The sequence below is a fragment of the Thioclava sp. genome (assembly GCF_048263065.1).
Lineage (GTDB): Bacteria > Pseudomonadota > Alphaproteobacteria > Rhodobacterales > Rhodobacteraceae > Thioclava.
The window spans coordinates 174,283-196,379 of record NZ_JBLXEM010000006.1 but is presented as its reverse complement, the minus strand read 5'-3'; the positions used below and the strand labels follow the sequence as shown (position 1 = coordinate 196,379).

19 protein-coding genes are annotated in these 22,097 nt (G+C 60.7%); 11 read left to right on the top strand and 8 right to left on the bottom strand.

Translation table 11 applies throughout. The features are described 5' to 3' along the window. Window positions 1-90 precede the first annotated feature (90 nt). Both ACN0SD_RS10950 and ACN0SD_RS10945 read left to right on the top strand, forming a co-directional pair. Entirely contained in the window at window positions 91-252 is a 162-nt protein-coding gene (locus ACN0SD_RS10950) for a hypothetical protein (RefSeq protein ID WP_417808280.1), read from the top strand. Window positions 253-590: 338 nt separating this feature from the next. After that, a complete protein-coding gene (locus tag ACN0SD_RS10945; RefSeq protein ID WP_417808279.1) occupies window positions 591-1,400 on the top strand; it encodes a Hint domain-containing protein in 810 nt (269 codons plus the stop codon). Between the two features lie 76 nt (window positions 1,401-1,476). On the opposite strand, the gene ACN0SD_RS10940 is transcribed toward ACN0SD_RS10945, so the two are convergent. Beyond that, window positions 1,477-3,294: a M3 family oligoendopeptidase gene (locus ACN0SD_RS10940; protein WP_417808278.1), complete on the bottom strand. Its 1,818-nt coding sequence runs from the start codon at window positions 3,292-3,294 to the stop codon at window positions 1,477-1,479. Between the two features lie 201 nt (window positions 3,295-3,495). Between ACN0SD_RS10940 and ACN0SD_RS10935 the strand changes: the two genes are divergently transcribed. Genes ACN0SD_RS10935 through ACN0SD_RS10920 form a run of 4 tightly spaced genes read left to right on the top strand, consistent with a single transcriptional unit; the run spans window position 3,496 to window position 7,437 of the window. After that, window positions 3,496-4,908, top strand: a complete 1,413-nt coding sequence (locus ACN0SD_RS10935; RefSeq protein ID WP_417808277.1) for a circularly permuted type 2 ATP-grasp protein — start codon at window positions 3,496-3,498, stop codon at window positions 4,906-4,908. 4 nt (window positions 4,909-4,912) lie between these two features. Further along, window positions 4,913-5,869, top strand: coding sequence for an alpha-E domain-containing protein (locus ACN0SD_RS10930; RefSeq protein WP_417808276.1), 957 nt, complete (start codon window positions 4,913-4,915; stop codon window positions 5,867-5,869). After that, entirely contained in the window at window positions 5,866-6,678 is an 813-nt protein-coding gene (locus ACN0SD_RS10925; protein ID WP_417808275.1) for a transglutaminase family protein, read from the top strand. Before ACN0SD_RS10930 ends, ACN0SD_RS10925 begins: the two co-directional genes overlap by 4 nt. Before the next feature lie 33 nt (window positions 6,679-6,711). Then, complete coding sequence (locus tag ACN0SD_RS10920; protein ID WP_417808274.1) at window positions 6,712-7,437, top strand: peptidase; 726 nt, start codon at window positions 6,712-6,714, stop codon at window positions 7,435-7,437. Here the strand turns inward: ACN0SD_RS10920 and ACN0SD_RS10915 are convergent. Both ACN0SD_RS10915 and ACN0SD_RS10910 read right to left on the bottom strand, forming a co-directional pair. Continuing rightward, window positions 7,418-8,395 carry an alpha/beta hydrolase gene (locus ACN0SD_RS10915; RefSeq protein ID WP_417808273.1) on the bottom strand — a complete coding sequence of 326 codons (978 nt, stop codon included), beginning with the start codon at window positions 8,393-8,395 and terminating at the stop codon, window positions 7,418-7,420. The two genes, ACN0SD_RS10920 and ACN0SD_RS10915, sit on opposite strands and share 20 nt — an antisense overlap. Further along, complete coding sequence (locus ACN0SD_RS10910) at window positions 8,395-8,682, bottom strand: SCP2 sterol-binding domain-containing protein (RefSeq protein WP_417808272.1); 288 nt, start codon at window positions 8,680-8,682, stop codon at window positions 8,395-8,397. The genes ACN0SD_RS10915 and ACN0SD_RS10910 overlap by 1 nt, the downstream gene beginning before the upstream one ends. A 112-nt stretch (window positions 8,683-8,794) precedes the next feature. On the opposite strand from ACN0SD_RS10910, the gene ACN0SD_RS10905 reads away from it, so the two are divergent. The 5 genes from ACN0SD_RS10905 (at window position 8,795) to ACN0SD_RS10885 (ending at window position 13,743) form a co-directional block, all read left to right on the top strand. Continuing rightward, window positions 8,795-9,319 carry a tetratricopeptide repeat protein gene (locus ACN0SD_RS10905; RefSeq protein ID WP_417808271.1) on the top strand — a complete coding sequence of 175 codons (525 nt, stop codon included), beginning with the start codon at window positions 8,795-8,797 and terminating at the stop codon, window positions 9,317-9,319. An 18-nt stretch (window positions 9,320-9,337) separates the two neighbouring features. Next, the gene (locus ACN0SD_RS10900) at window positions 9,338-12,163 is read left to right on the top strand and encodes a helicase-related protein (RefSeq protein WP_417808270.1); all 2,826 of its coding nucleotides are present in this window, start codon (window positions 9,338-9,340) and stop codon (window positions 12,161-12,163) included. A 12-nt stretch (window positions 12,164-12,175) separates the two neighbouring features. Then, entirely contained in the window at window positions 12,176-12,454 is a 279-nt protein-coding gene (locus ACN0SD_RS10895) for an RNA-binding S4 domain-containing protein (RefSeq protein WP_417808269.1), read from the top strand. Between the two features lie 105 nt (window positions 12,455-12,559). After that, on the top strand, window positions 12,560-12,898 hold the full coding sequence (fdxA, locus tag ACN0SD_RS10890) for a ferredoxin FdxA (RefSeq protein WP_417808268.1): 339 nt from the start codon (window positions 12,560-12,562) through the stop codon (window positions 12,896-12,898). Between the two features lie 332 nt (window positions 12,899-13,230). Then, entirely contained in the window at window positions 13,231-13,743 is a 513-nt protein-coding gene (locus ACN0SD_RS10885) for a CarD family transcriptional regulator (protein WP_417808267.1), read from the top strand. Window positions 13,744-13,807: 64 nt separating this feature from the next. Here the strand turns inward: ACN0SD_RS10885 and ACN0SD_RS10880 are convergent, their stop codons facing one another. From ACN0SD_RS10880 to ACN0SD_RS10860, 5 genes are all read right to left on the bottom strand, one after another. Then, window positions 13,808-14,422 (bottom strand): LysE family translocator, encoded by a 615-nt coding sequence (locus tag ACN0SD_RS10880; RefSeq protein ID WP_417808266.1) that lies wholly within the window; start codon window positions 14,420-14,422, stop codon window positions 13,808-13,810. Between the two features lie 29 nt (window positions 14,423-14,451). Continuing rightward, window positions 14,452-16,344, bottom strand: coding sequence for a monovalent cation:proton antiporter-2 (CPA2) family protein (locus tag ACN0SD_RS10875; protein WP_417808265.1), 1,893 nt, complete (start codon window positions 16,342-16,344; stop codon window positions 14,452-14,454). 138 nt (window positions 16,345-16,482) lie between these two features. Continuing rightward, window positions 16,483-19,500, bottom strand: a complete 3,018-nt coding sequence (locus tag ACN0SD_RS10870; RefSeq protein ID WP_417808264.1) for a hypothetical protein — start codon at window positions 19,498-19,500, stop codon at window positions 16,483-16,485. Between the two features lie 188 nt (window positions 19,501-19,688). After that, a complete protein-coding gene (locus ACN0SD_RS10865; protein ID WP_417808263.1) occupies window positions 19,689-20,972 on the bottom strand; it encodes an O-acetylhomoserine aminocarboxypropyltransferase/cysteine synthase family protein in 1,284 nt (427 codons plus the stop codon). Between the two features lie 84 nt (window positions 20,973-21,056). Continuing rightward, window positions 21,057-22,061 (bottom strand): hypothetical protein, encoded by a 1,005-nt coding sequence (locus ACN0SD_RS10860; RefSeq protein ID WP_417808262.1) that lies wholly within the window; start codon window positions 22,059-22,061, stop codon window positions 21,057-21,059. Window positions 22,062-22,097 lie beyond the last annotated feature (36 nt).

The window sequence follows — 22,097 nt, the reverse complement described above, 5'->3', positions numbered from 1 at the left end:
TTTTGCTACCGCCAAACACTGGCCGCAAAAGCCCGCCATACAGGGTGAAACCGGAGAAACCGGAAACGCATTCTGAGGCAGGAGCAAACTATGAACCGCAAAACGACCCAAAGCCGCTGGATCAAATCCGCACTGCGCCAAGCCGCCGTGACCGAGGTGCAAACGCCCTTCGCACGCGGCGCGCGCAAATCGCTGTCCGAACGGCGCAGCGAACACGAAATTGCCCCAGCACGCCGCGTCGCGGCGTCTTGAGGGTCTGAGTTTCCTTTCCGGCCTACACGGGGCTTGTAGTGATACATCCGTGCGCGTCGTTGAGAGGAATCGGGGCGAAGGCTGCCACTTTCGTTCCAAATATCCCCGCGTCCCGGCCTGCCCCGGGGCGCGGGGTGATTCGCTTCAGATTATGGCAAGACTTTGGTGGCGCGTTCCCGAGGCTGAAACGATGCCGCAGTGAGTAGGCGCATTGCACGCGTCTCAAGCGACAATTTACGCTGAAATTTGACGGCTGTGGCAGCGATAGGCATTATCGTTGAACACTCTGCATCCGGTGGGGGCCGTCGCAGATGTGAACAGACCGGAAGGCTGCTCGCATGAGGAATACCCACCGCTCGGTGTCGGGGCTGTCACCCCTCCACACGGCATCTGATACGCATGTCTCGCAGGCGCCCGCGCGGGTTTTGCGGGCCTCTCCGCCTAGCTCCAAGCGCGCGCTTAAGGCGTCGGCGCTGACGCGGCGCTACTCTACAATGTGGCTCGGCGAGGGGGGGATGATCGAAGACGAAACCCGCATCGCCCCTGCGATACCGCTATTCGAAGAGGCGTTCTCTGCGATGGCGCGCGGCTCGGTTCTGGCCACCGAAGAAGGTCCGGTCGCAATCGAAGATCTCGTGCCGGGCATGCGCGTGCATACCGCCGAGGGGCGCATCGAGACGGTCACTTGGATCGGCTCAATGACGAAGTTTCCGACTGGTGCGGAGGCGGGGGCGAAGCTGATCCGTGTGGCTGCCGAGGCGTTCGGTCAAGCGCGCCCGATGCTCGATCTGGTGCTGGGCCCGCATGCCCGCATCGGGCTGCGCGATGCGCGATTGCGCGGACGCTTGGGGATTGAGCAGGCCTATGTGCCTATCTCGGGCTTTATCGACGGGGTGAGCGTAATCGAGGTGCAACCCGCCTCGCCCGTCAGCGTCTATCATCTGGTGTTGGAAACCCAAGGCTCGCTCAAGGTCGGCGGGCTTGAGGTGGAAAGCTATCACCCCGGCGAGGGGGCCGAGCGGATGATCGACGCGCGCATGTTGCAATTGTTCACCGGCGTCTTTCCGCAAATCTCGCATCTGCGCGAGTTCGGTCGCCTGAGCCATCCGCGCCTGACGCGATACGAGGTTGAGGACATGCTGGTCTGAAGAGGGAAGCAGGCCAGTATCAGAAAGCCGCGCGAAGTGGGGTTCGCGCGGCTTTTGCTTATTTTTGGGGTGGGCTTTAGCCCTCCATCGCCTCTAGTTCGTCGATAAAGCCTTCGATCATCGACAGGCCCTTGTCCCAGAACGCGGGGTCGGTGGCGTCCAGTCCGAAGGGCGCGAGCAGCGCCTTATGGTGCATTGACCCACCCGCTTCGAGCATCGCGAAATACTTGTCTTGGAAGCCCTGCGGCTCGGCCTCGTAAGCCGCATAAAGTGCGTTCACCAGACCATCGCCGAACGCATAGGCGTAGACGTAGAAAGGCGAGTGGACGAAATGCGGGATGTAGGACCAGAAGGTCTCGTATCCAGGCATGAATTCAAACACCGGACCCAAGCTTTCGCCCTGCACCGACATCCACAACGCGTTGATATCTTCCGGCGTCAGCTCGCCTTCTGCGCGTGCTGCGTGCAGCTTGCATTCGAAATCATAAAACGCGATCTGGCGCACGACCGTATTGATCATGTCCTCGACCTTGCCCGCCAGAAGGGTCTTGCGTTCCTCTTGCGTCTTGGCCCCCGCCAGCAGTTTGCGGAAGGTCAGCATCTCGCCAAAGACGCTGGCGGTTTCGGCGAGTGTCAGCGGGGTAGAGGCCAGCATTTCACCCTGTTTCGCTGCCAGCACTTGGTGCACGCCGTGGCCCAATTCATGCGCCAGCGTCATCACATCGCGCGGTTTGCCAAGGTAGTTGAGCATGACATAGGGGTGCACGGTGGTCACGGTCGGATGGGCAAACGCGCCCGGAGCCTTGCCCGGTTTCACGCCCGCATCAATCCAGCCGCGCTCAAAGAAGGGTTGCGCGATCTCGGCCATGCGCGGATCAAATCCCGCGTAAGCGTCAAGCACCGTGGCTTTGGCCTCGTCCCATTTGATCTCGCGCGGATCTTCGGCGGGGAGCGGGGCATTGCGATCCCAGATTTGCAGCTTGTCGAGGCCGAGCCACTTGGCTTTGAGCGCGTAGTAGCGATGGCTCAGGCGCGGATAGGCGGCGACCACGGCATTGCGCAATGCCTCGACCACCTCGGGTTCGACATCGTTGGACAGATGGCGGCCGGTCTGCGGCGTGGGCATTTTGCGCCAGCGATCCTCAATCTCCTTTTCCTTGGCCAGCGTGTTGTGAATGCGCGAGAAGGTGCGGATATTTTCGCCAAACACTTTGGCCAGCGCTTGCGCCGCCGCTTCACGCTTGGCGCGGTCGTGATCGGAGAGAAGCGTTGTCGTGGCCTCAAGGCTTAGGGTCTCGCCCAGCACCTCGAATTCCAGCGCGGCGGTGGTTTCGTCAAACAACCGGTTCCACGCCGAGGCCCCGACGACCGATTGATCGTGCAGGAATTTCTCCATCTCATCGGAAAGCTGATAGGGCTTCATCGCGCGCATTCGGTCAAAGACGGGCTTGTAGCGCGCAACCAGAGGATCGGCGAAAACCGATTCATAGCGGGCATCGTCGATGCGGTTGAACTCAAGGCTGAAGAACACCAGCGGCGTGGTGAATGTGGTGATCTTGTCCTGCGCATCCGCCATCTGTTTGACGCGCGCGGCCTCGGAGGTGTTTTGATAATAGCGCAGGCCGACATACGACATCACGCGGCCCGCTTTTTCCTCGATCACCTCATAGTGTGCGATACAGTCTGCCATGCCCTGCGCATCCAGATCGGCCAGCTTGCCCTGATAATCGTGCGCAAAAGCGGCGCAGTTTTCTTCAAGCCACGTCATGTCCTTGGTAAGTTCAGGCGCATCGGGCGCGGGATAGAGATCGCTCAGATCCCAGTCGGGAAGCGCACCAAAGCCCCCCGAAGTTGCATTGGCATCATAGATGGGGCGGCGGGGCGTAAGTGTCATGGTGTCCTCTTGGTCTGGCATGTTGGCCTTGAGATAGGGGGCTTGGGGCGGGAATGGCAAGGGGTGCGTAAAATTTGGGCAGTACGCCACAAATAAAGCATCGTTAGCCCCATTGCGCCCCACAACCGCCGTGATTGCCTTTCCCTCAAGAAGCTCTAGCCTTAGAAATGAGGTAGGGAAGCAGGAGTAGCCGCGATCGTAATGACAGAGTATTTCAACGAGATGTTCGACGGTGACCAAGTGCGTGCGCCCTACAGCGCGCTTGACGGCTGGACCCGCGAAATGCCCGCCGAATTCCGTGCCATGAAGCAGGCTGAGGCCGAGGCGATGTTTCGCCGGATCGGGATCACATTTGCAGTTTATGGTGAGGGCGGCGACCCGGATCGTTTGATCCCGTTTGACATGTTCCCGCGCGTTTTTACGCAGATGGAATGGCGCAAACTTGAACGCGGGATCAAACAACGTGCCCGCGCGTTGAATGCCTTTTTGCTTGATGTCTATGGCCGCGGCGAAATCGTGCGCGCCGGACGCATCCCCGCCCGTCTGGTCTATCAAAACGAGGCTTATGAGCGTGCTGTCAGCGGCTTTGTGCCGCCGCGCGGTATCTATAGTCATATTGTCGGCATTGATCTGGTGCGCACCGGGCGCGATCAGTTCTTCGTGCTTGAAGACAACTGCCGCACGCCCTCGGGTGTGTCCTATATGCTGGAAAATCGCGAGATCATGATGCGGATGTTCCCGCAGCTCTTTCGCGACAACCGGATTGAACCCGTTGAGGGCTACCCGGAGGCGCTGCGGCGCACTCTGGCCTCGGTTGCGCCCGCGAAATGCAGTGGCGAGCCGACGATTGCTATTCTCACGCCGGGGCATTTCAACTCGGCCTATTATGAACATTCCTTCCTTGCCGATTTGATGGGTGTGGATCTGGTCGAAGGGGCAGATCTGTTTGTCGAGGGCGGGTTCTGCTGGATGCGCACCACTGAGGGGCCGCAAAAGCTGGACGTGATTTATCGCAGGCTGGATGATGCGTATCTTGATCCGCTGTGCTTCCGTCCGGATTCGATGCTGGGCGTGCCGGGGCTGATGGATGTTTACCGTTCTGGCGGGGTGACGATCACCTCTGCGCCCGGTGCCGGTGTGGCCGATGACAAGGCGATCTACACCTTCGTGCCGGAAATGATCCGCTTTTATCTGGGCGAAGAGCCGCTTTTGGAAAACGTGCCGACATGGCAATGCGCAAAGCCGGACGATCTGAAATATGTTCTTGATAAAATTGGCGAACTGGTCGTCAAAGAGGTTCACGGATCAGGCGGTTACGGGATGTTGGTGGGGCCGAAATCCACCAAAGAGCAGATCGAAATCTTCCGTCACAAGATCATGGAAGACCCCGACAACTACATCGCGCAGCCGACCTTGGCGCTGTCCACCACCCCGACATTTGTCGAGGAAGGAGTGGCACCGCGCCATGTCGATCTGCGGCCCTACTGTCTTGTCGGGGATAAAATCGAACTGGTGCCGGGCGGGTTGACGCGCGTGGCGCTGACCGAAGGCTCGCTCGTGGTGAATTCAAGCCAGGGTGGCGGCGTCAAAGATACCTGGGTTCTGGCGGAGTGATGATATGCTAAGCCGGACGGCGGAAAATCTATTTTGGGTCGCGCGCTACATGGAGCGCGCGGAAACGATGGCACGGCTGCTAGAGGTCGGATCGCGTATTTCGCTGACGCCCTCTGCGGGGCATGGGCATCGATCGGACTGGGAAAGTCTGCTGCAAGCCTCGGGCACAGCCGCAGGGTTTGCGGCGAAATATGGCGACCCGGTGCAGCGTAATATCGAAAGCTACCTGTTCTTTGATCGCGATAACCCATCGTCGGTCATTTCCTGCATTGAACGGGCGCGCGAAAACGCTCGCATCGTGCGCACCGCGATTACTGGGCAGGTCTGGGATACGCTCAACACCGCATTTCAGCAGATCCGGCAAATTGAACGCCAGCCGCGTTCTGAAATGGAGCTGGGCGAGCTGTGCGACTGGGTGAACCGTCAATCGGCGCTGCTGCGTGGCTCGATGGATGGCACAATGCTGCGCAATGACGGCTTCTTCTTTATGAATCTGGGCTACGCGCTGGAGCGCGCCGACAATACCGCGCGTCTGATTGACGTGAAATATTTCGTACTGCTGCCTTCGGTCGAGATGGTCGGCTCGGGGCTGGACAATCACCAGTGGCGGGTGCTGTTGCGCGCGCTGAATGCGCATCGCGCTTTCCATTGGGCTTATGGCGGCGAGATTACCTCGGCCAAAATCGTCGATTTCCTGATCCTCAATCCGGCCAGCCCGCGCTCTCTGCTTTCGTCGACAAAGAAGGCGATGCGCCATCTCGACAATCTGGCGACTTATTACAACAAACCCGCTGGCCCCGCGCAAGAAAGCGCACATGCCTTGGTTGCCGCGCTGTCAGCCGCCCGTGTCCCCGAGATCTTCGACGAGGGGTTGCATGAATTCCTGACACGTTTCATTCACGATATCGGCGGGCTGACCGGTCTGGTGCAGCGCAACTACCTGAGTGGAGAGGCGCGATGATTCTCACGGTCGATCATGTGACGACATATTCGTATGACGCGGCGATGGGGGCTTCGGTGCAATCGCTGCGCATGTTCCCATCGCGCTTTGACGGCCAACGCGAGATTGAGTGGCATGTCGCAGTCGAGGGCGGTATTCGCGGTGGCGAGTTTCGCGATGGCGCAGGCGACAAGGTGGAAAGCTGGTCGATCCGCCCGCCCGTTACCGAAGTCGTTGTGACTGTGCGCGGCCAGATCGAAACCACCGATACGGCAGGCGTGCTGCGCGGTCACCGCGAATTGGTGCATCCGATGGCCTACCTGCGCGAAACAACAGCGACATGGATCGACGATGGGCTGACAAAACTTGCAAACGAGGCGATCGGCGATTGCACCGAGCCGCTTGATTGCGCGCATCGCCTAAGTTCCGCCGTGGCCGAGGCAATAGCCTATGAACCCGGCACGACCGACGCCCACACCACCGCCGCCGAGGCGTTGAGCCAAGGCAAAGGCGTGTGTCAGGATCACGCCCATGCCCTAATCGCGGTTGCGCGCGCCAACGATCTGCCAGCCCGATATGTTTCGGGCTATCTGTTTGCCACCGAGGACGGTGCGCCCCATGAGGCGGCCCATGCTTGGACGGAAATCTGGATCGAAGGCATGGGATGGATCGGCTTTGACGCCGCCAATAGCTGTTGCCCCGATGACCGCTACATCCGTCTTGGCTCTGGTTTAGACGCCAACGAGGCCGCGCCGATTCGCGGTATCACCCAAGGCGGATCGGAGGAGCGACTGGACGTCACAGTTGCTCTTGAGCAAGTCCAGCAATAAGGTCGCGCCGATCAGGGGGATCAGGGGAAAATTATGACCTATTGTGTCGGCTTGCTTTTGAATGCGGGCATGGTTCTGCTGTCAGATACTCGTACCAATGGTGGGTTGGACAATATTGCGACCTATCGCAAGATGTTCACCTTTGAAGACTCCGGCGAGCGGGTGGTCGCGATCATGACGGCGGGTTCGCTGTCGGTGACGCAAACCACGCTGGCGCGGTTGCGCGAAGATATCGACTCTTCGGATGCGACAGGCGAAACCTCGATTATGCTTGCGCCGACAATGCTTAAGGTGGCCGAGATCATCGGTAACACCATGGCGGGCGTGCGCAAGGAGATCGTCAGCCGGATGGAGATGGAGCGTGTCTCGACCTCGGCTTCGATGATTGTCGCCGGTCAGCGTGCGGGTGGCGAGATGCGGATGTTCCTGATCTACCCCGAGGGCAATTTCATCGAAGCGACCGAGGACACGCCGTTCCTGCAAATTGGCGAGCATAAATACGGCAAGCCGATTCTTGACCGTGTGGTGCGCTCGGAAACCAGCCTTGAGGATGCGCAAAAGGCGGTGCTGCTGTCGATGGATTCGACATTGCGTTCGAATTTGTCGGTTGGGATGCCGCTTGATTTGGCAGTGATTGCCAACAATGACTGCAAAATCTCGATGCAGCGCCGGTTAGAGGCGGGTGACGCCGAATTCGCGCGCATGTCTGAGGAGTGGTCAATCGCGCTGCGCGACAGTTTTACGCAAATTCAGCTTTAGCCGCTGCTGCCGCTTCGCCGGCCGCATCAAACACCGCCACGCAGCTGTCATAGAACCGCGCACGCGTGGCGGGCACTTCCATCATGAGCTCGTGCTCGGCACCGGGGATCACGTCGAACGTGGCACCGGGCCAGCGCCCCATCCGGTCATGGACCGAAGGCGTGTGGACGATTTTCTCGATGCCCCCAAGCGCGCAATAGCACGGCAAATCGGGCGAGGGCAGGGCGGCCAGCGCCTCACATTCCAGAATACTTTCAGCGACCCAATGGATCGTCGGCCCACCCAGCGTCAGCGCAGGCTCTTTGGCTGCCTGATCAAGCAACCAAGCCCACATCTCGGGGTCGCGCGTCAGTCGGTTTTTCTCAAAACTGTCGCGATAAACATAAGTTTGCGCGTTCATGCCCGGCGGGAAGCCCTCGGCAAAGGGGGAATCCCCGAACAGTTGCGCAATGATGATGCGGAGCGGATGCAACAATGCGGGCACTTTGATGCCCCACATCGGCGCGGAGAACGCGGCGGCGGCAAAAGGATGATCCTTGCCCTGAATCGCACGCAGCCCGATCGCGCCGCCCATAGAATGACCGATAAAGTAAAACGGGCGCGGCAGATCCAGCCCCCGCGCTGCTTTGACCACTGCTTTTAGATCAAGCTGATAGTCCAAAATGCCGCCGACATGCCCCTTCATCGGGTCGTTGGGCAACAGACGGTCGGCCAGCCCCTGACCGCGCCAGTCCACCGCGAGCATGGCATAGCCGCGCGCGGCTAGATCCACCGCAGTGGGGCCGTATTTCTCAATATATTCGGTGCGTCCGCATAGCAGAAAAACCGTTCCGCGCGGCTGCGCGGGGCTCGGCCAATGCGCAAATCGGATGCGCAGATCGTCTTCGGTTTTCAGCCAATAGGCCGCGCCCCCCTCGGGGCCGCGTGCAATCGCGTCATTTAGGGGGGCACGTTCCATTAGGCGAGGGCCGCACCAAGTTGCATGGCCAGCCCCATCGAGCCGTCAACCTTCAGCTTGCCCGACATGAACGCCGCCGTCGGGTTCACGTCACCGTTCAGCATCCCCTCAAAGGTCTCGCGATCCGCGATCATCACGACTTCGGCGTCGTCATCGCCTTCGCGCACACCGTTTTCATCCACGATGATCGAGCCTTCATCCTCGATCACGAATTTCGCAGTCGACGAAAAACCATCGGGCAGTTTCACTTTAAGCGCCTCGACAGCCTTGTTGATCACTTCGCTCATCATCGTCCTCCAGATTTGATAGCCGGGCTCTCGCATTTTCCGGCATATGTATTACTCTAGTGTTATGTGGCACGTGATCTACAGATACAAATATGCCGTCACGGCATTTTGCTTGAGCGCTTCGCTTGCGGCAATGGCGGCTTTCCCCGCCCGCGCCGAAACGGTGGGGCTTGATCCCTATTTCAAAGAGCTCGCCGATCCCAACGAACAGGGCTGGGCGCGCGCGGAGGCGGATATCCGCCGGGCATGGTCGCGTTCCGGCTCGGCGAGTATGGATCTGCTGCTCAAACGCGGAGAGACGGCACTGGACGAGGGCGATACCGATGCCGCGATCGAGCATTTCACCGCCCTGACCGATCACGCACCCGATTTCGCCGAGGGTTGGAATGGGCGCGCGACCGCTTATTTCATGGCCGGACTGTATGGCCCTGCTGCCAATGACATCGCCCAAGTTCTCAAACTTGAGCCGCGCCATTGGGGGGCGTTGGCGGGTTTGGGGGCGATGCTGGAAGAGATGAACGATACACCGCGCGCTTTGGAAGCTTATCAAGCCTCTTTCGCCTTGAACCCGCATCAACAGGATGTGAAAGACGCTATCGCGCGTCTGCAAAAGGCGCATCAGGGAACGGCGCTTTAGGCCCGACAGGAATCTGTTATGCAAACCGGGCGGATCACGGCCGTGCTGGGGCCGACCAATACCGGCAAAACCCATTACGCGATTGAACGGCTGCTGGCGCATCGCACCGGGGTGATCGGCTTGCCGCTGCGTCTGCTGGCGCGCGAGGTCTATGACCGCATCGTTGCACAGCGCGGGCCCTCCGTGGTCGCGCTGATCACCGGCGAAGAACGAATCGTGCCGGATCGCACGCAATATTGGGTCGCCACGACTGAGGCGATGCCCACGGGAATCGGCGCTGATTTTCTGGCGATTGATGAAATCCAGTTGTGCGGCGACCCAGAGAGGGGCCATGTTTTCACCGACCGATTGCTGAATGCACGGGGCCTGCATGAGACGCTGTTTTTGGGTTCGGAAACCATGCGCGGGGCGATTGCGGCGCTGGTGCCCAAGGCGCAATTTGCCAAACGCGAGCGGTTTTCTGAATTGACCTACGCGGGATCGAAAAAGATCAGCCGGATGAAGCCGCGCTCGGCCATTGTCGGGTTTTCGGTGGAAAATACCTATGCGATGGCGGAACTGATCCGACGTCAAAAGGGCGGCTGTGCTGTGGTGATGGGAGCGCTCAGCCCGCGCACCCGCAATGCGCAGGTCGAAATGTATCAAAACGGCGATGTCGATTATCTGGTGGCCACCGACGCAATCGGGATGGGGCTGAACCTCGATATTGATCATGTCGCCTTTTCCGCCACGGCGAAATTCGATGGCCGCCGGATGCGCGCGTTGTTTCCCTATGAGTTGGCGCAGATTGCGGGACGCGCCGGGCGGCACACGACCGATGGCACTTTTGGCGTGACGGGTGAGGCGCGTGCGCTTGATCCCGAGATTGTCGATGCGATTGAGAATCACCGCTTTGCGCCGCTGCAACGGCTGCAATGGCGCAATTCCCGGCTGGAATTTGGCACGTTGGGCCGCCTGATCGCCTCGCTTGAGGCCCGCCCCGAGGGCGAATGGCTGACCAAGGGGCGCGAGGCGGACGATCTGCGCGCGCTTAAGCAGCTTGGGGATGATCCCGAGACCCGCGACCGCATTACCAGTCCGAAAGATGTGCAACTGCTGTGGGACGTGTGCCGAATCCCTGATTTCCGCTCGATTTCCGAGGCAGAGCATGCAACCCTTTTGACGCGGATTTTCGGTTTTTTGCATTCCGGGCGTGGGGTGCCATCTGATTGGCTGGCGCGTCAGATAGAGCGAATTGACCGCACGGGGGGCGATATCGATACGCTCTCGCGCAGGCTCGCTTTTATTCGCACCTGGACCTATGTTGCGCAACGCAAAGGCTGGGTCGATGACGAAAGCCATTGGCGCGAGGCGACTCGCGCTGTAGAAGACCGTCTGTCAGACGCGCTCCACAGCGCGCTGACCCAACGATTTGTGGATCGGCGCACATCCGTGTTGCTGCGCCGGCTCAAGCAGAAGGAGACCCTCGTGGCCGAGGTGAACGACAAGGGCGAAGTGACGGTTGAGGGCGAGTTCGCCGGCCGTCTTGAAGGGTTCCGGTTCCGTCAGGATGAAACCGGCTCACCCGATGAGGCTAAAATGCTCGCTCGTGCGGCCTATGAAGCGCTCGCACCCGAATTTAATCTGCGCGCGGATCGGTTCTACAACGCGCCCGATACGGAAATGGATTTCACCGAACAGGGGGGCCTGATGTGGGGCACCACAGCGGTGGGCAAGTTGGTCAAAGGTGGCGATGTGATGCGACCGACCGTGCAGGCATTCGTTGACGAAGAAGCCGGGTCCGATGTGGCCGAAAAGGTCACGCGCCGTTTGCAGCATTTCATCGACCGCAAGGTTGCCGCCCTGTTCGAGCCGCTTCTCGCAATGAGCCGGGATGAAGCGCTGACCGGTTTGGCGCGTGGATTTGCCTTCCGTCTGGTTGAGGCGCTGGGCATCGTACCGCGCGAACAGGTGGCCTCTGACGTCAAAGAACTGGATCAAGAGGCGCGCGGTGCCTTGCGCAAACATGGCGTGCGTTTTGGCCAATATACGATCTTTATGCCTGTGCTGTTGAAACCCGCGCCGACCCGACTGCGGCTGGTTCTGGCCTCGCTTTGGGATGGGCGCGACGAATTCCCCGAAAGCCCGCCCCCCGGTCTGGTCACGATCCCCAATATCGAGGGTTTTGAACCTGAGGCGTATCGTCTGTCGGGCTATCGCCCCGCAGGTGCGCGCGCGATCCGCATCGACATGCTGGAACGCCTTGCCGATCTGCTGCGCGCTCAAGACAGCCGTGGCGGGTTTGAGGGCAATCCCGACATGCTGTCGATCACCGGCATGACCCTGGAACAATTTGCCGATCTGATGGGCGGCTTGGGCTACAAGGCCGAAAAAGGTGAGCGCGCCAAAGTCAAACCTGCGGCTCTGGAAAAGGCCGAAGAGGCTGCCAGCGCCGAGGCGGTGAGCGAAGAGCAAGCGGTTGAGGCCAAGGCGGAAACGGGCGGCGGTGAAGCGGCCCCGGAAACTCATCCCGAAGCCGAGGCGGCTGCCGAAGCAGGTGGTGATTTGATCGCGCCTGCGGACGTGCCCAGCGATGAACTTGAGGTGTTTTACACCTTCACCTGGGCACCGCGCCCGCGTGCCAACAACCGCCCGCCCCGTCGTGAGGGGGGCAAATCCGATGCGCCACGTGGCGACCGCAAAGGCGGACGTCCGCAAGGCAAGTCCTTTGACAAAAAGGGCGGCAAGAAGGGCGGCAAACCCGAGCAAGCCCGCAACTTTGAGGCGCGCCCCCCGAAGAAAGACAAACCGATCGACCCGGACAGCCCGTTCGCCGTGCTGGCCGCTCTCAAGGACAAGAAGTAAGCGCGCGCGGCCATGGCTGACGCCCCTGATCGCATACGCATCGACAAGTGGCTGTGGCATGCGCGGTTTTGCAAAACCCGCGCGCTGGCGCAGGAACTGGTGAGCGGAAAGCGGGTGCGCGTGAACGGGGCGCGCATCGACAAGCCGGGGCGCGTGGTGGGGCCGGGCGATGTGCTGACCTTGCGGATCGGGACGGATTTGCGGCTGGTGCGCGTGCTGGACTGTGGCATACGCCGCGGCCCCGCCAGCGAGGCGCAATCCCTGTATGAGCCGCTCGACCCCACGCCCTGAATGGGGAACGCGCGCGATGTCGCAGGGAAAACGGTGCCAATCTCTTGAAACGCGCCTCTAGCCCCGATAGGACAGAACAAGAGGCTATAACACCGGGGTTTCGCCATGACCTATGTCGTCATCGATAACTGCATCAATTGCAAATATACCGACTGTGTCGAAGTCTGTCCGGTGGACTGTTTCTATGAGGGTGAGAACACTTTGGTGATTCATCCTGACGAATGTATCGACTGCGGTGTGTGCGAACCCGAGTGCCCGGCTGACGCGATTCGCCCTGATACCGAGCCGGGAATGGATAGCTGGGTCGAGTTGAACCGGAAATACTCCGAGCTTTGGCCGGTGATCACGCAGAAAAAAGATCCGTTGCCGGAGGCCGAGAAATACGATGGCGAGACAGGCAAGCTGGAGAAATACTTTTCCGAGGCGCCGGGCGAAGGCGATTGATCTGCGCAGTGATTCTGTAACAATCAGTGTGTAGGGGGTGATTCGCACTCTGTCATGCGGCTGTTACGTTGCGGCAACTTGATCGAAATCGCTGCGTAACCTGTTGAAAAGATGTGGCCTCACAAAAGCGCGAGCGCATCGCGCTTTAAAACGCATGCATTTCTTGCTATATTACTCTTCGAATAGAGCGTCGACCCCACCTTCCCCTACGCCCGCTCGCCAGTGGAAGCCGATCTCTCAGCGCAAAAACGAGCGCAGCGCAGTTAGCGTTGTGGCCGTTTTGCGCTCGCTTGATGCCGGGGTTGGATTCTCGCTGCAAGGAAGCGAACCGCATGACCAAAACAAAAAAGTCCGAATTCCGCCCCGATGATTTCGTCGTCTATCCGGCACATGGGGTTGGCAAGATCATGTCCATTGAGGAACAGGAAATCGCCGGGCTCAAACTTGAGCTGTTTGTGATTTCCTTCGAGAAGGACAAGATGACTCTTCGTGTTCCCACGCACAAGGCGACCGAAGTGGGCATGCGCAGCCTGTCTTCGCCCGATATCGTGACCAAGGCGCTTGAGACACTCAAGGGCAAGGCCAAGGTCAAGCGCGCGATGTGGTCGCGCCGCGCTCAGGAATACGAGCAAAAGATCAACTCTGGCGACCTTTTGGCGATTGCCGAAGTGGTGCGCGATTTGCACCGCAGCGACGATCAGCGCGAGCAGTCTTACTCCGAGCGTCAGCTTTACGAGGCCGCGCTTGAGCGCTTGACCCGCGAAGTTGCCGCGGTTTCTGGCACGGACGAGACGCACGCTGCGCAAACTGTCGGCGATGTCTTGATTAGCCGCGCCGCCGCCTGAGTTGCGATCTACGATTAAGTTATAAACGCGAGGCTTACGGGGCCTCGCGTTTTGCGTTTGGGGCTTAGCGTGTGGCGGCCATCCACGCGCTGCTGCCCAACAGCATCGCGCCGCTGCTTAGGGCAACGCGTCGTTGAGCGCGCACGGTGCGCAGATGGCGCGCGATCCCTGCGGCCAGAAACGCGTAAGCCCCCAAGACAAGTGCGACGATCATGCTGGAGCTGATCATCAAAACTAAGAATTGCGGTAGTGCAGGGCTGCTTGGGTCAACGAATTGCGCAAGGAACGCCATGTAAAAGAGGATCGCTTTGGGGTTCAGAACGCCCGTCAAAAACCCGGCCCGTAGGCTTTTTGCAGGGGCTCCTTGTCGGTCAGACAATGCCCCCGTGGCGCTCCACGCGCGCTGGATCTGCATCAGGCCAAGCCCGGCCATATAAGCGACGCCCAGCCATTTGAGGATGGCGAAAACGCTGGCCGACGTTGCAAGAATTGCGCCGACGCCGAAATAGGCGGCTGCCATAATTACGACCCCGCCCAGCAGATCGCCCAAGATGCAGCGCATCGCTGAAGCGCGCCCGTGGCTAAGGGCTGTCGCCGTGACCATCAACACGCTCGGGCCGGGAATGATCGAGATAACGGCGTAAATCACGACATAGCTTAGCCAAGTTTCAACGGACATGAGCGCCTCGCGAGACCGGTTTCGACAGATCACGCATCTTGACCGCCCTCCAGCGTGCCGGGGCTTTCGTGATCGTCGTCTTCCTTAGCGTCGCGCCTGCGGTATTGCTCCATCATCGCGGCTTCCAACTCGGCGTTCAGCTCTTTGGTGCGCGCGATATAGGCGGCGTTTTGTTCGACTGGCACGCCCGGTTTCCAAACCTGCGCCAGATCGCGCACGGCCGCACGGTCAAGATTGAAGAACAGCTTTTCCAGTTCCGCCGCCTCAAATTCTGACAGGCCGGAATTTTCCAGAACATAGCGCCCTGCGCGCAGGCTGGAATCGAACATCTCGCGCACGATGTCGTTGGCCCCCGCCTTGTAAAGATCGAAAACATGGGTGCGGTCGCGCGCGCGCGCGATGATATGCAGATCGGGGCGGATACGGCGGGCATAGCGCACCAGTTCCGTCGTCTTGTCGCGCCCGTCTAGTGCTACGACCAGCACGCTCGCCTCTGCAATGCCAGCAGCGGCCAGCAGATCGGGGCGCGTCGGATCGCCGAAATAGCCTTTGAACCCGAACGTGCGCATCAGCTGGATCGTGCGCAGGTCATTGTCGATCACGGTGGTGCGCAGCCCCGACATTGTCACCAAACGGTTCACCACCTGACCAAACCGGCCCACGCCCGCGATAATCACCGGCTGGTGCTCGTCGATATCATCGGGGTCAGGCGCTTTGTCGGTGCGCGCAAATCGCGCGATCTGATCATGCAGGATAAACAGCAGCGGGGTGATCAGCATCGACAGCGCGATCACCACCAGCACCTTTTCCGCCAGCGGAGTGGGCAGGATGCGCTGCACTACCGCGAAAGACACTAGGACAAAGCCGAATTCACCCGCCTGCGCCAAGCTGAGCGTGAATAGTGAGCGATCCGATCCGCGCAGTTTGAACAGCCGTGACAGCCCGTACAGCACCGCCGATTTCAGCGCGACGAGCAAGATCACCAGACCTGCGATATCCCATGGCTGCGCGACAATCACGTCGAAATTGATGCCCGCACCGACCGTGATGAAAAACAGCCCCATCAGCAGGCCCTTGAACGGTTCGATGTCGCTTTCCAGCTCGTGCTTGAATTCGCTATCGGCCAGCACGACGCCTGCCAGAAATGTGCCAAGCGCGGGCGACAGGCCGACAAGGTTCATCAGGCTCGCGATGCCTACGACAATCAAAAGCGCCATCGCCGTGTTGATCTCGCGCAGCTTGGCGGTTTGCACAAAGCGAAACAGCGGGCGGATCAGGTAATGCCCCATCAGCACCGTCAAAGCGACGGCGGCCAGCGTAATCAGCGTGACACCCCATCCTGGCAACGAGTCGATCAACTGCCCCACGACATGAGTGCCGTGATCGGCCTTGGCCACTGCCCGCGCGCCCGGCAATGCCAGCAGCGGCATCAGCGCCAACATCGGAATGACCGCGATATCTTGCGTCAGCAGCACCGCAAAGGCTGATCGCCCGCCCGCCGTCTGCATCAGTCGCTTTTCATTGAGCGTTTGCAAAACGATCGCGGTCGAACTCAGCGACATCACCATGCCAAGCGCAAGGGCGACACGAATATCCTCGCCCATTGCCATAACGATCCCCGTGACCAGCGTCATCGTGATTGCGACCTGCAAGCCTCCCAAACCAATCAGCTTGTCGCGCATTGCCCAAAGCGCGCGGGGTTGCAGTTCCAGCCCGATCAGGAACAGCATCATCACCACGCCAAATTCCGCGAAATGCTGCAAATCTGTCATCTCTGTGCCCGACAGACCAGTGACCGGCCCGATCAGGATGCCCGCCAGCAAATAGCCCAGCACCGATCCCAGCCCTGCGCGCGTCGCCAAAGGCACGGCGACAACCATCGCAATCAGATAGAGCGTTGCGTAAAAGAGAAAGCTTTCCATAGCCTTGATGGTCCTTGATGCGCTTGGAGGCGCCTTGAAACGCACACGCTGGGCGGCGCTTTGGCAGTCCTCGCGCAAGGGTAATCACAGTGCGGGCAGGCGCAAGAGCCCAAGCGCTTTGCCAAAAGACGAGCCGCCTTAAGGTAGCTGAAGCGTGTAGCTGCGTGACCCTTTCGTGTAGGTCAATTGCGTCGAGCCAATCGCTGTAACCCTGCCGCCATCCAACCTGTCGCCAACCCCGACTTTCACGAATTTCCCGTTCTTGAGACGCACCAAGGCGCGCCGACTGGAGGACGATCCGTAAAGCCCGATCAGGTTGACCTGGCGTAGGTTGATCACGTTCTTTTCGGTGGCTTGACGGGCGACCGAGGCCGAGGTGGGCAAGCGCGGCGCGGGTTTCACCGGTTCAGGCTCGTCGATCTCCACCGGCGCGGCTTTGCGTGCGGGCGCTGCTGCGGCTGTGGGCCTGCTGGGCGCGGGTTCGGCTGCGATGGCAGCGGCCAGCGCGCTTTCGACCGAGCGCGCAAAATTGCGCGGCTTGATCGGCGGGCGGGCCGAGGCCGCGACGGCAAGCGGCGAGGCATCGGCAAACGGGTCGCTTGGCGCGTCAGCAGCCGCAGGAGCCGGTTGCGCGCTCGATTGTACGCTTTCGGGCCGCGCATCCGGGCGCAATCCGGCCAGTCGCGTGTCGGCCACAGTCGGCGCGGGCGTCAGGGCCGCATCCTCATCAGGCGCGCTTTGAGCCTTGCTCGAGATCGCCGCCGGTCGCAGCACCGGGCGCGCCTCTGCCAGCGCCGGGTCATTGGCTGCAGGCAGCGTCGCGGGGGTCACCGCCGCAGGTGTCGCCAGCGCGGCAGGGCGGCTTGTGGGGCGAAAGCCTGCGAGCTCGGGCAGTGCCGCAAGCGTATCGCTGGGGCGCAACGGCGCAGGTGGTTGCGTCGCACGCCACGCTTGCGTCACACTTTCGGGGCGCGCGCCCGGCACAACATCCGGTTTTCCCGAAAATAGCGTGAAGCCGCCGGGCATCGGCACACCTTCGGGTGTGGGTGTAACTAGAGGCGCTGCGGGCGGCGCAGGTTCGGGGGCAACCGTGGCGCTCTCTTGTGGCACACTGGGCGGTGCCAGAGGTGCTGCATCAAAGGCCGGCATCTCGCTGGGCGGCAAAGGCGCAAGCGCCGCCGTTTGCGTGTCCTCAGCCGGTTCTGACGCGTCGACATCTGGGGTTTCGGGCGCGGGCGTGGCGGCGGTGGTGCTGGCGCTTGGCGTCTCGGGGGCGGGCGGCGTTGGCGTGCTTGTCGTTGGTGCCATCATCGGCGTTGACGCAGTGGACACATCGGGGCTCAGCGCTGCGGGCGGAACCACGGCGATTTGGTCTTGCGGCGCAGGCGCAATATCGTTGCTTAAGAAGTTCGTCCACAACGCGACGATAGCAAGAAACAGCACCAGCGCGCCGATCAGGCTTGCGCCCAAATAGCGCGGCTTTCCCCCGACATCGCGCCGTTTTTGCGCCCCGAAGACAGTGGTTTCCGGCGAGTTTTCGACGTTGCTTTGCGCCGGTTTCGGTGACGCTATGTTGGGTGACGTGGCCTTGGCGTTGGCCAAGCGCGGCTTGGCGGAAAGGGCAGCCGCGCCAAGCGCGGCAGTTCCGCTGAGGCCTTTTTTCGCGACCTGCTTTAGCGTGTTTTTACTGGATTTCAGCGCGGTTTGGCTGTCAGGAACGGGCTCAGATTCGGGCAGATCCAGCCCCGGAGCGGTGATTCCCGCCTCTCCTGTCAGGATTTTCTTGGGCTCGGGCTGCGGCGGGCTGAGGCGGCCAACGCCCCCAAGCTTGGGCACATTCGTGTTCGTCGGCTCGGTTGGCTTTTGCTCGCCGGGGGGTTGTTCGACTGAACTTTGGCCCTTCGTCCCGCGCGAGCTGGAGAATGCGCTTACGGCGGCGAGCGCGGCAATGGCCTCGCTGGATAAGGGCTTGGCGGTGGATTGGGCGGCTTCTGGTTCCGCTGGCTCCGGCGTGGGGTCTGGCGCGTCATTTACCGCATCGTTTTGCGCTGGCTCGGGCGCTTCGGCGGGCGGTGACGCGGGCTGATCCAAAGCGGCGAGGTCGGCGAGATCGTCTTGACTGATCTCTTCGGGCGGATCAACGGGATCGGGCGTCTGCGTCGCGGCGGAGGCATCAGGCGCCGCGGTTTGTGTGACCTCGGGGGGCAGATCTGGCGCGGCGGGCTCACTCGGCGGCGTTGGATCAAGCGGCGCGTCCGTCACCTCCGGTAGCGTGTCTTCGGTGGGCGCTTCCGGTTCTATCTGAGCTTCCGGCTCCGCCTCGATTTCGGCGTCAGGCTCGGCCTCGGTTTGAATGGCGTCGGTCGTCTTTGTTTCGACGTCCGGCTCAGCCGCATCCTCCGCCTGTTCGTGATCCGCGCCCTCGGGCGTAATCTCCGCCTCAACCGCTTCATCGGCTTGCGCCACACCCGGCGCGGTAGCCGTGTCTATTTCGGCGGGAGCCTCAGACGGCTCCTCGACACGCGCAGGCCCAATCTCCGAGGTTGGCTCGGCCTCTGAGGCAGGTGCAACGTCAGCCTCTTGCGGCTCGGGTTGCGCCTCGGGTGTCTGCTGAGTGAACTCCGTCAACGGCACCGAGTCACGCTCGACCTGCGCGCCCTCGGGCAGATAGCTTGCCGCGTTTGAGCTGAGGCCAAACCAAGGCTCGCCAGTGAAGTCGCCTGCCATCGGGATCGCCACAAAACAGATCGGCGCAAAGCCGTGCGATTGCGCGAAGGTCTCGGCCTCGGTCAATGTTTCGCGCGCCACAACCGCGACCTGCACAGTCTGACGCGTGCCCACCCAATCATACACCAAATCAGACACTTGGTAGGGTGTCATGCCCTGTAAGGCAGCCTCAATCTGGGTGCGGCGCTGCGCGGGGCTGGGGCCGGGCGCATAGATCGCGGTGTAGAGAATCTGCGAGGCCGGGATGACCAATTTCGCCAGCAGCCCTTTGGGCGCAAGGCTTTGCGCCTGACGTCGTAGGGCCGCCAATTCGCCCGCCAAATCCTCGGCCTCAAGCGAAACCTCACCAAGGCGCGCCCAACCCGCACGTGTGCGATGCGCCAGGCCAATGCCGTCATGTGAGAGGATCAGTGCGAATTCGGGCTTCATGGCAACTCAAACCGATACGAAGATGGAAAACCGTGGGGTGTTCCCATCTTCGTAAAGGGTTTTCTGCGCCCTGAAAAGCGCTCTGGGGGGCGGTGGCGACCTCTTGCCGCTATTGGAACGGATTTTGTCGTGGTTGAGCGGCATCGGGGGAAGCCCCCCGCGCGTTTCTGCGCGCAGGGGGGCAGGGGTCAGGCGGTTGCGGCGCTGAGTGCTTGATCAAGATCGGCGATCAGATCGCTGGCATCCTCGATCCCGATGGACAGTCGGACCACATTGGGCGCAGCGCCCGCGGCGATCTGTTGCGCCTCGCTGAGTTGGCGATGCGTCGTCGAGGCAGAGTGGATGATCAGCGAGCGCGTATCGCCAAGGTTGGCGACATTGGCGAACAGCTGAAGGTTGTTCACCAGCTTCACGCAAGCCTCATAGCCTCCCTTTACCGCCACGGTGAACAACCCGCCCGCGCCTTTCGGGCTGACGGTTTTCATCCGCTCATGCCAAGGCGAGCTTTGCAGACCGGCATAGGTTACCAACTCGATCCGGGGATCGTTTTCCAGCCATTCCGCGACGGCCTTGGCGTTGGCGACGTGTTTCTCCATCCGCAGGCTCAGGGTTTCGATGCCCATCAGCGTGTAATGCGCGCCCTGCGGGTTCATCGTCATGCCCAGATCGCGCAGCCCGATTGCGATGGAATGGAAGGTGAAGGCCATCGGCCCTAGCGCCTCGTGGAATTTCAACCCGTGATAGGCGGGCTCGGGGGCGCTGAGCGAAGGGAATTTGTCGCTCGCCGACCAGTCGAACTTGCCGCTATCAATCACGCAACCACCCGTGACCGTGCCATTGCCGGTCATATATTTGGTCAGCGAATGCACCACCAAGGTCGCGCCCAAATCAATGGGGCGGCACAGGTAGGGCGTGGCGAGCGTGTTATCCACGATCAGCGGCAGGCCCACTTTATCGGCCAGTTTCGCCACGGCCGGAATGTCGGTGATATAACCGCCGGGGTTTGAGATCGACTCGCAGAAAATCGCACGGGTGTTGTCGTCGATGGCGGCTTCCAGAGCGTCCAGATCATCGAAATCAACGAAGGTGCACGACCAGCCAAACCGTTTGATCGTGTGGCTGAATTGGGTGATCGAGCCACCGTAAAGCCGGGTCGAGGCGACGATATTCAACCCCGGCCCCATCAGCGGAAACAGCGCCATGATCTGGGCTGCATGCCCGGATGAGCAACACACCGCCCCCGCGCCGCCCTCAAGTGCTGCCACCCGCTCGGCGAGTTTCGACACGGTCGGATTGGTCAGACGCGAATAGATGTAGCCGACCTCTTCGAGATTGAACAAACGCGCGGCGTGATCGGCGTCTTTGAAAACGTAGCCCGTGGTCTGATAGATCGGAATTTGCACAGCGCCAGTTGCGGGGTCGGGGGCAGCGCCAGCGTGGATTTGCAGCGTATCGAATTTGTAATCGGACATCGTCGTCTCCGTGGTGAATGCGTTAGCGGGACGTTATCGCCACGCTCGAGGGGCTTCAAACACATTCAGTTTTTGTGATGAGGCCTAGCGCATCCACAGCTTTTCGCGCCGCAGCCGGTTGCGCAGCATTTTTTCGGTGCGTGGCAGGCCCTCTGCGGCGAACATCGTACGCAGCTTGCGCCCCTTACCCTGAAAAATCAGCTTTTTCGCAGGCTCGTAGACCTTGAGTACCTTTTTGATCGGATTAGGGGCGACCAGCGCCTCGATGGTGTCGATCACCGCATCGCTTTCGCGCGCATACATCAGCGGTAAGGCGCGGTAATGGCAGGACACATCGCCGTCCAGCCCATCGAGTTCCGGCCCCGGACGCCCGCCGCCAAAAGAGTGGATCACCAGCGGCAGCGCGATCTGATCAAGCCACGGGTCAAACACTTGGCTGGCTAGCTCATCCGGCGGATCATCGCGGATTTCGCGCGCATAGGTCAGGAAACGCTTGCCAAACTCCGCCGGATCCGGCCCGAAGAACCAACCCGCGTTGAAATACATGTAGCGGCGCCAGTATTCATCGGGCTGGCTGGTATCAAGGGTCTTGTCGAACCCCTTCAAGCCGAACCTGTCATATAGGGATTTCCAGATATCCGCGAAACCGGGGCCGTAAAGCGGCGGGATCGGCCATGTGCCCTCGCGCTGCATCGAGGCTGAGGGGTGGTTGAAATCAAACGCCACGTTCGACAGCGGCGCGGTGAACACCGTGTCCGTGTCGAAAAACACAAACGGCTCGCCTGTGGGCAGAGCGGCGAGCGCCTCAATCTTGTTGCCATAGGGGTAGGACTGGCCGAACACCTTGCTTTCAAACGGCACGATTTCTGCCCCCGCGCCTTGCAGAATCGCGCGCACCGGGTCGGAGATCCGCGTCTCGCCTTTCCACAATGGTCCGGGCTGAGGCTCGGCCACGATCAGGCGACCTTTGAAATCTGGATTGGCGGCAAAGAAGCTAAGGACAAAGGGGATTGCCTCGTATTCGAGCCGACCGTTCTGTGCGATACAGAAGACGTTGAAGGGTTGTGATTTAGCGCGTTTCGCGGCCATACTTGACCTGTCCCCGGTTCGAATTTTGCGCAGTAT

What these genes read in the sequence shown, in the direction of transcription:
- ACN0SD_RS10950 (WP_417808280.1), top strand. Translation starts at nt 91, where the DNA reads ATGAACCGCAAAACGACCCAAAGCCGCTGGATCAAATCCGCACTGCGC.
- ACN0SD_RS10945 (WP_417808279.1), top strand. Translation starts at nt 591, where the DNA reads ATGAGGAATACCCACCGCTCGGTGTCGGGGCTGTCACCCCTCCACACG.
- ACN0SD_RS10940 (WP_417808278.1), bottom strand. Translation starts at nt 3,294, where the DNA reads ATGACACTTACGCCCCGCCGCCCCATCTATGATGCCAATGCAACTTCG.
- ACN0SD_RS10935 (WP_417808277.1), top strand. Translation starts at nt 3,496, where the DNA reads ATGACAGAGTATTTCAACGAGATGTTCGACGGTGACCAAGTGCGTGCG.
- ACN0SD_RS10930 (WP_417808276.1), top strand. Translation starts at nt 4,913, where the DNA reads ATGCTAAGCCGGACGGCGGAAAATCTATTTTGGGTCGCGCGCTACATG.
- ACN0SD_RS10925 (WP_417808275.1), top strand. Translation starts at nt 5,866, where the DNA reads ATGATTCTCACGGTCGATCATGTGACGACATATTCGTATGACGCGGCG.
- ACN0SD_RS10920 (WP_417808274.1), top strand. Translation starts at nt 6,712, where the DNA reads ATGACCTATTGTGTCGGCTTGCTTTTGAATGCGGGCATGGTTCTGCTG.
- ACN0SD_RS10915 (WP_417808273.1), bottom strand. Translation starts at nt 8,395, where the DNA reads ATGGAACGTGCCCCCCTAAATGACGCGATTGCACGCGGCCCCGAGGGG.
- ACN0SD_RS10910 (WP_417808272.1), bottom strand. Translation starts at nt 8,682, where the DNA reads ATGAGCGAAGTGATCAACAAGGCTGTCGAGGCGCTTAAAGTGAAACTG.
- ACN0SD_RS10900 (WP_417808270.1), top strand. Translation starts at nt 9,338, where the DNA reads ATGCAAACCGGGCGGATCACGGCCGTGCTGGGGCCGACCAATACCGGC.
- ACN0SD_RS10895 (WP_417808269.1), top strand. Translation starts at nt 12,176, where the DNA reads ATGGCTGACGCCCCTGATCGCATACGCATCGACAAGTGGCTGTGGCAT.
- fdxA (WP_417808268.1), top strand. Translation starts at nt 12,560, where the DNA reads ATGACCTATGTCGTCATCGATAACTGCATCAATTGCAAATATACCGAC.
- ACN0SD_RS10885 (WP_417808267.1), top strand. Translation starts at nt 13,231, where the DNA reads ATGACCAAAACAAAAAAGTCCGAATTCCGCCCCGATGATTTCGTCGTC.
- ACN0SD_RS10880 (WP_417808266.1), bottom strand. Translation starts at nt 14,422, where the DNA reads ATGTCCGTTGAAACTTGGCTAAGCTATGTCGTGATTTACGCCGTTATC.
- ACN0SD_RS10875 (WP_417808265.1), bottom strand. Translation starts at nt 16,344, where the DNA reads ATGGAAAGCTTTCTCTTTTACGCAACGCTCTATCTGATTGCGATGGTT.
- ACN0SD_RS10870 (WP_417808264.1), bottom strand. Translation starts at nt 19,500, where the DNA reads ATGAAGCCCGAATTCGCACTGATCCTCTCACATGACGGCATTGGCCTG.
- ACN0SD_RS10865 (WP_417808263.1), bottom strand. Translation starts at nt 20,972, where the DNA reads ATGTCCGATTACAAATTCGATACGCTGCAAATCCACGCTGGCGCTGCC.
- ACN0SD_RS10860 (WP_417808262.1), bottom strand. Translation starts at nt 22,061, where the DNA reads ATGGCCGCGAAACGCGCTAAATCACAACCCTTCAACGTCTTCTGTATC.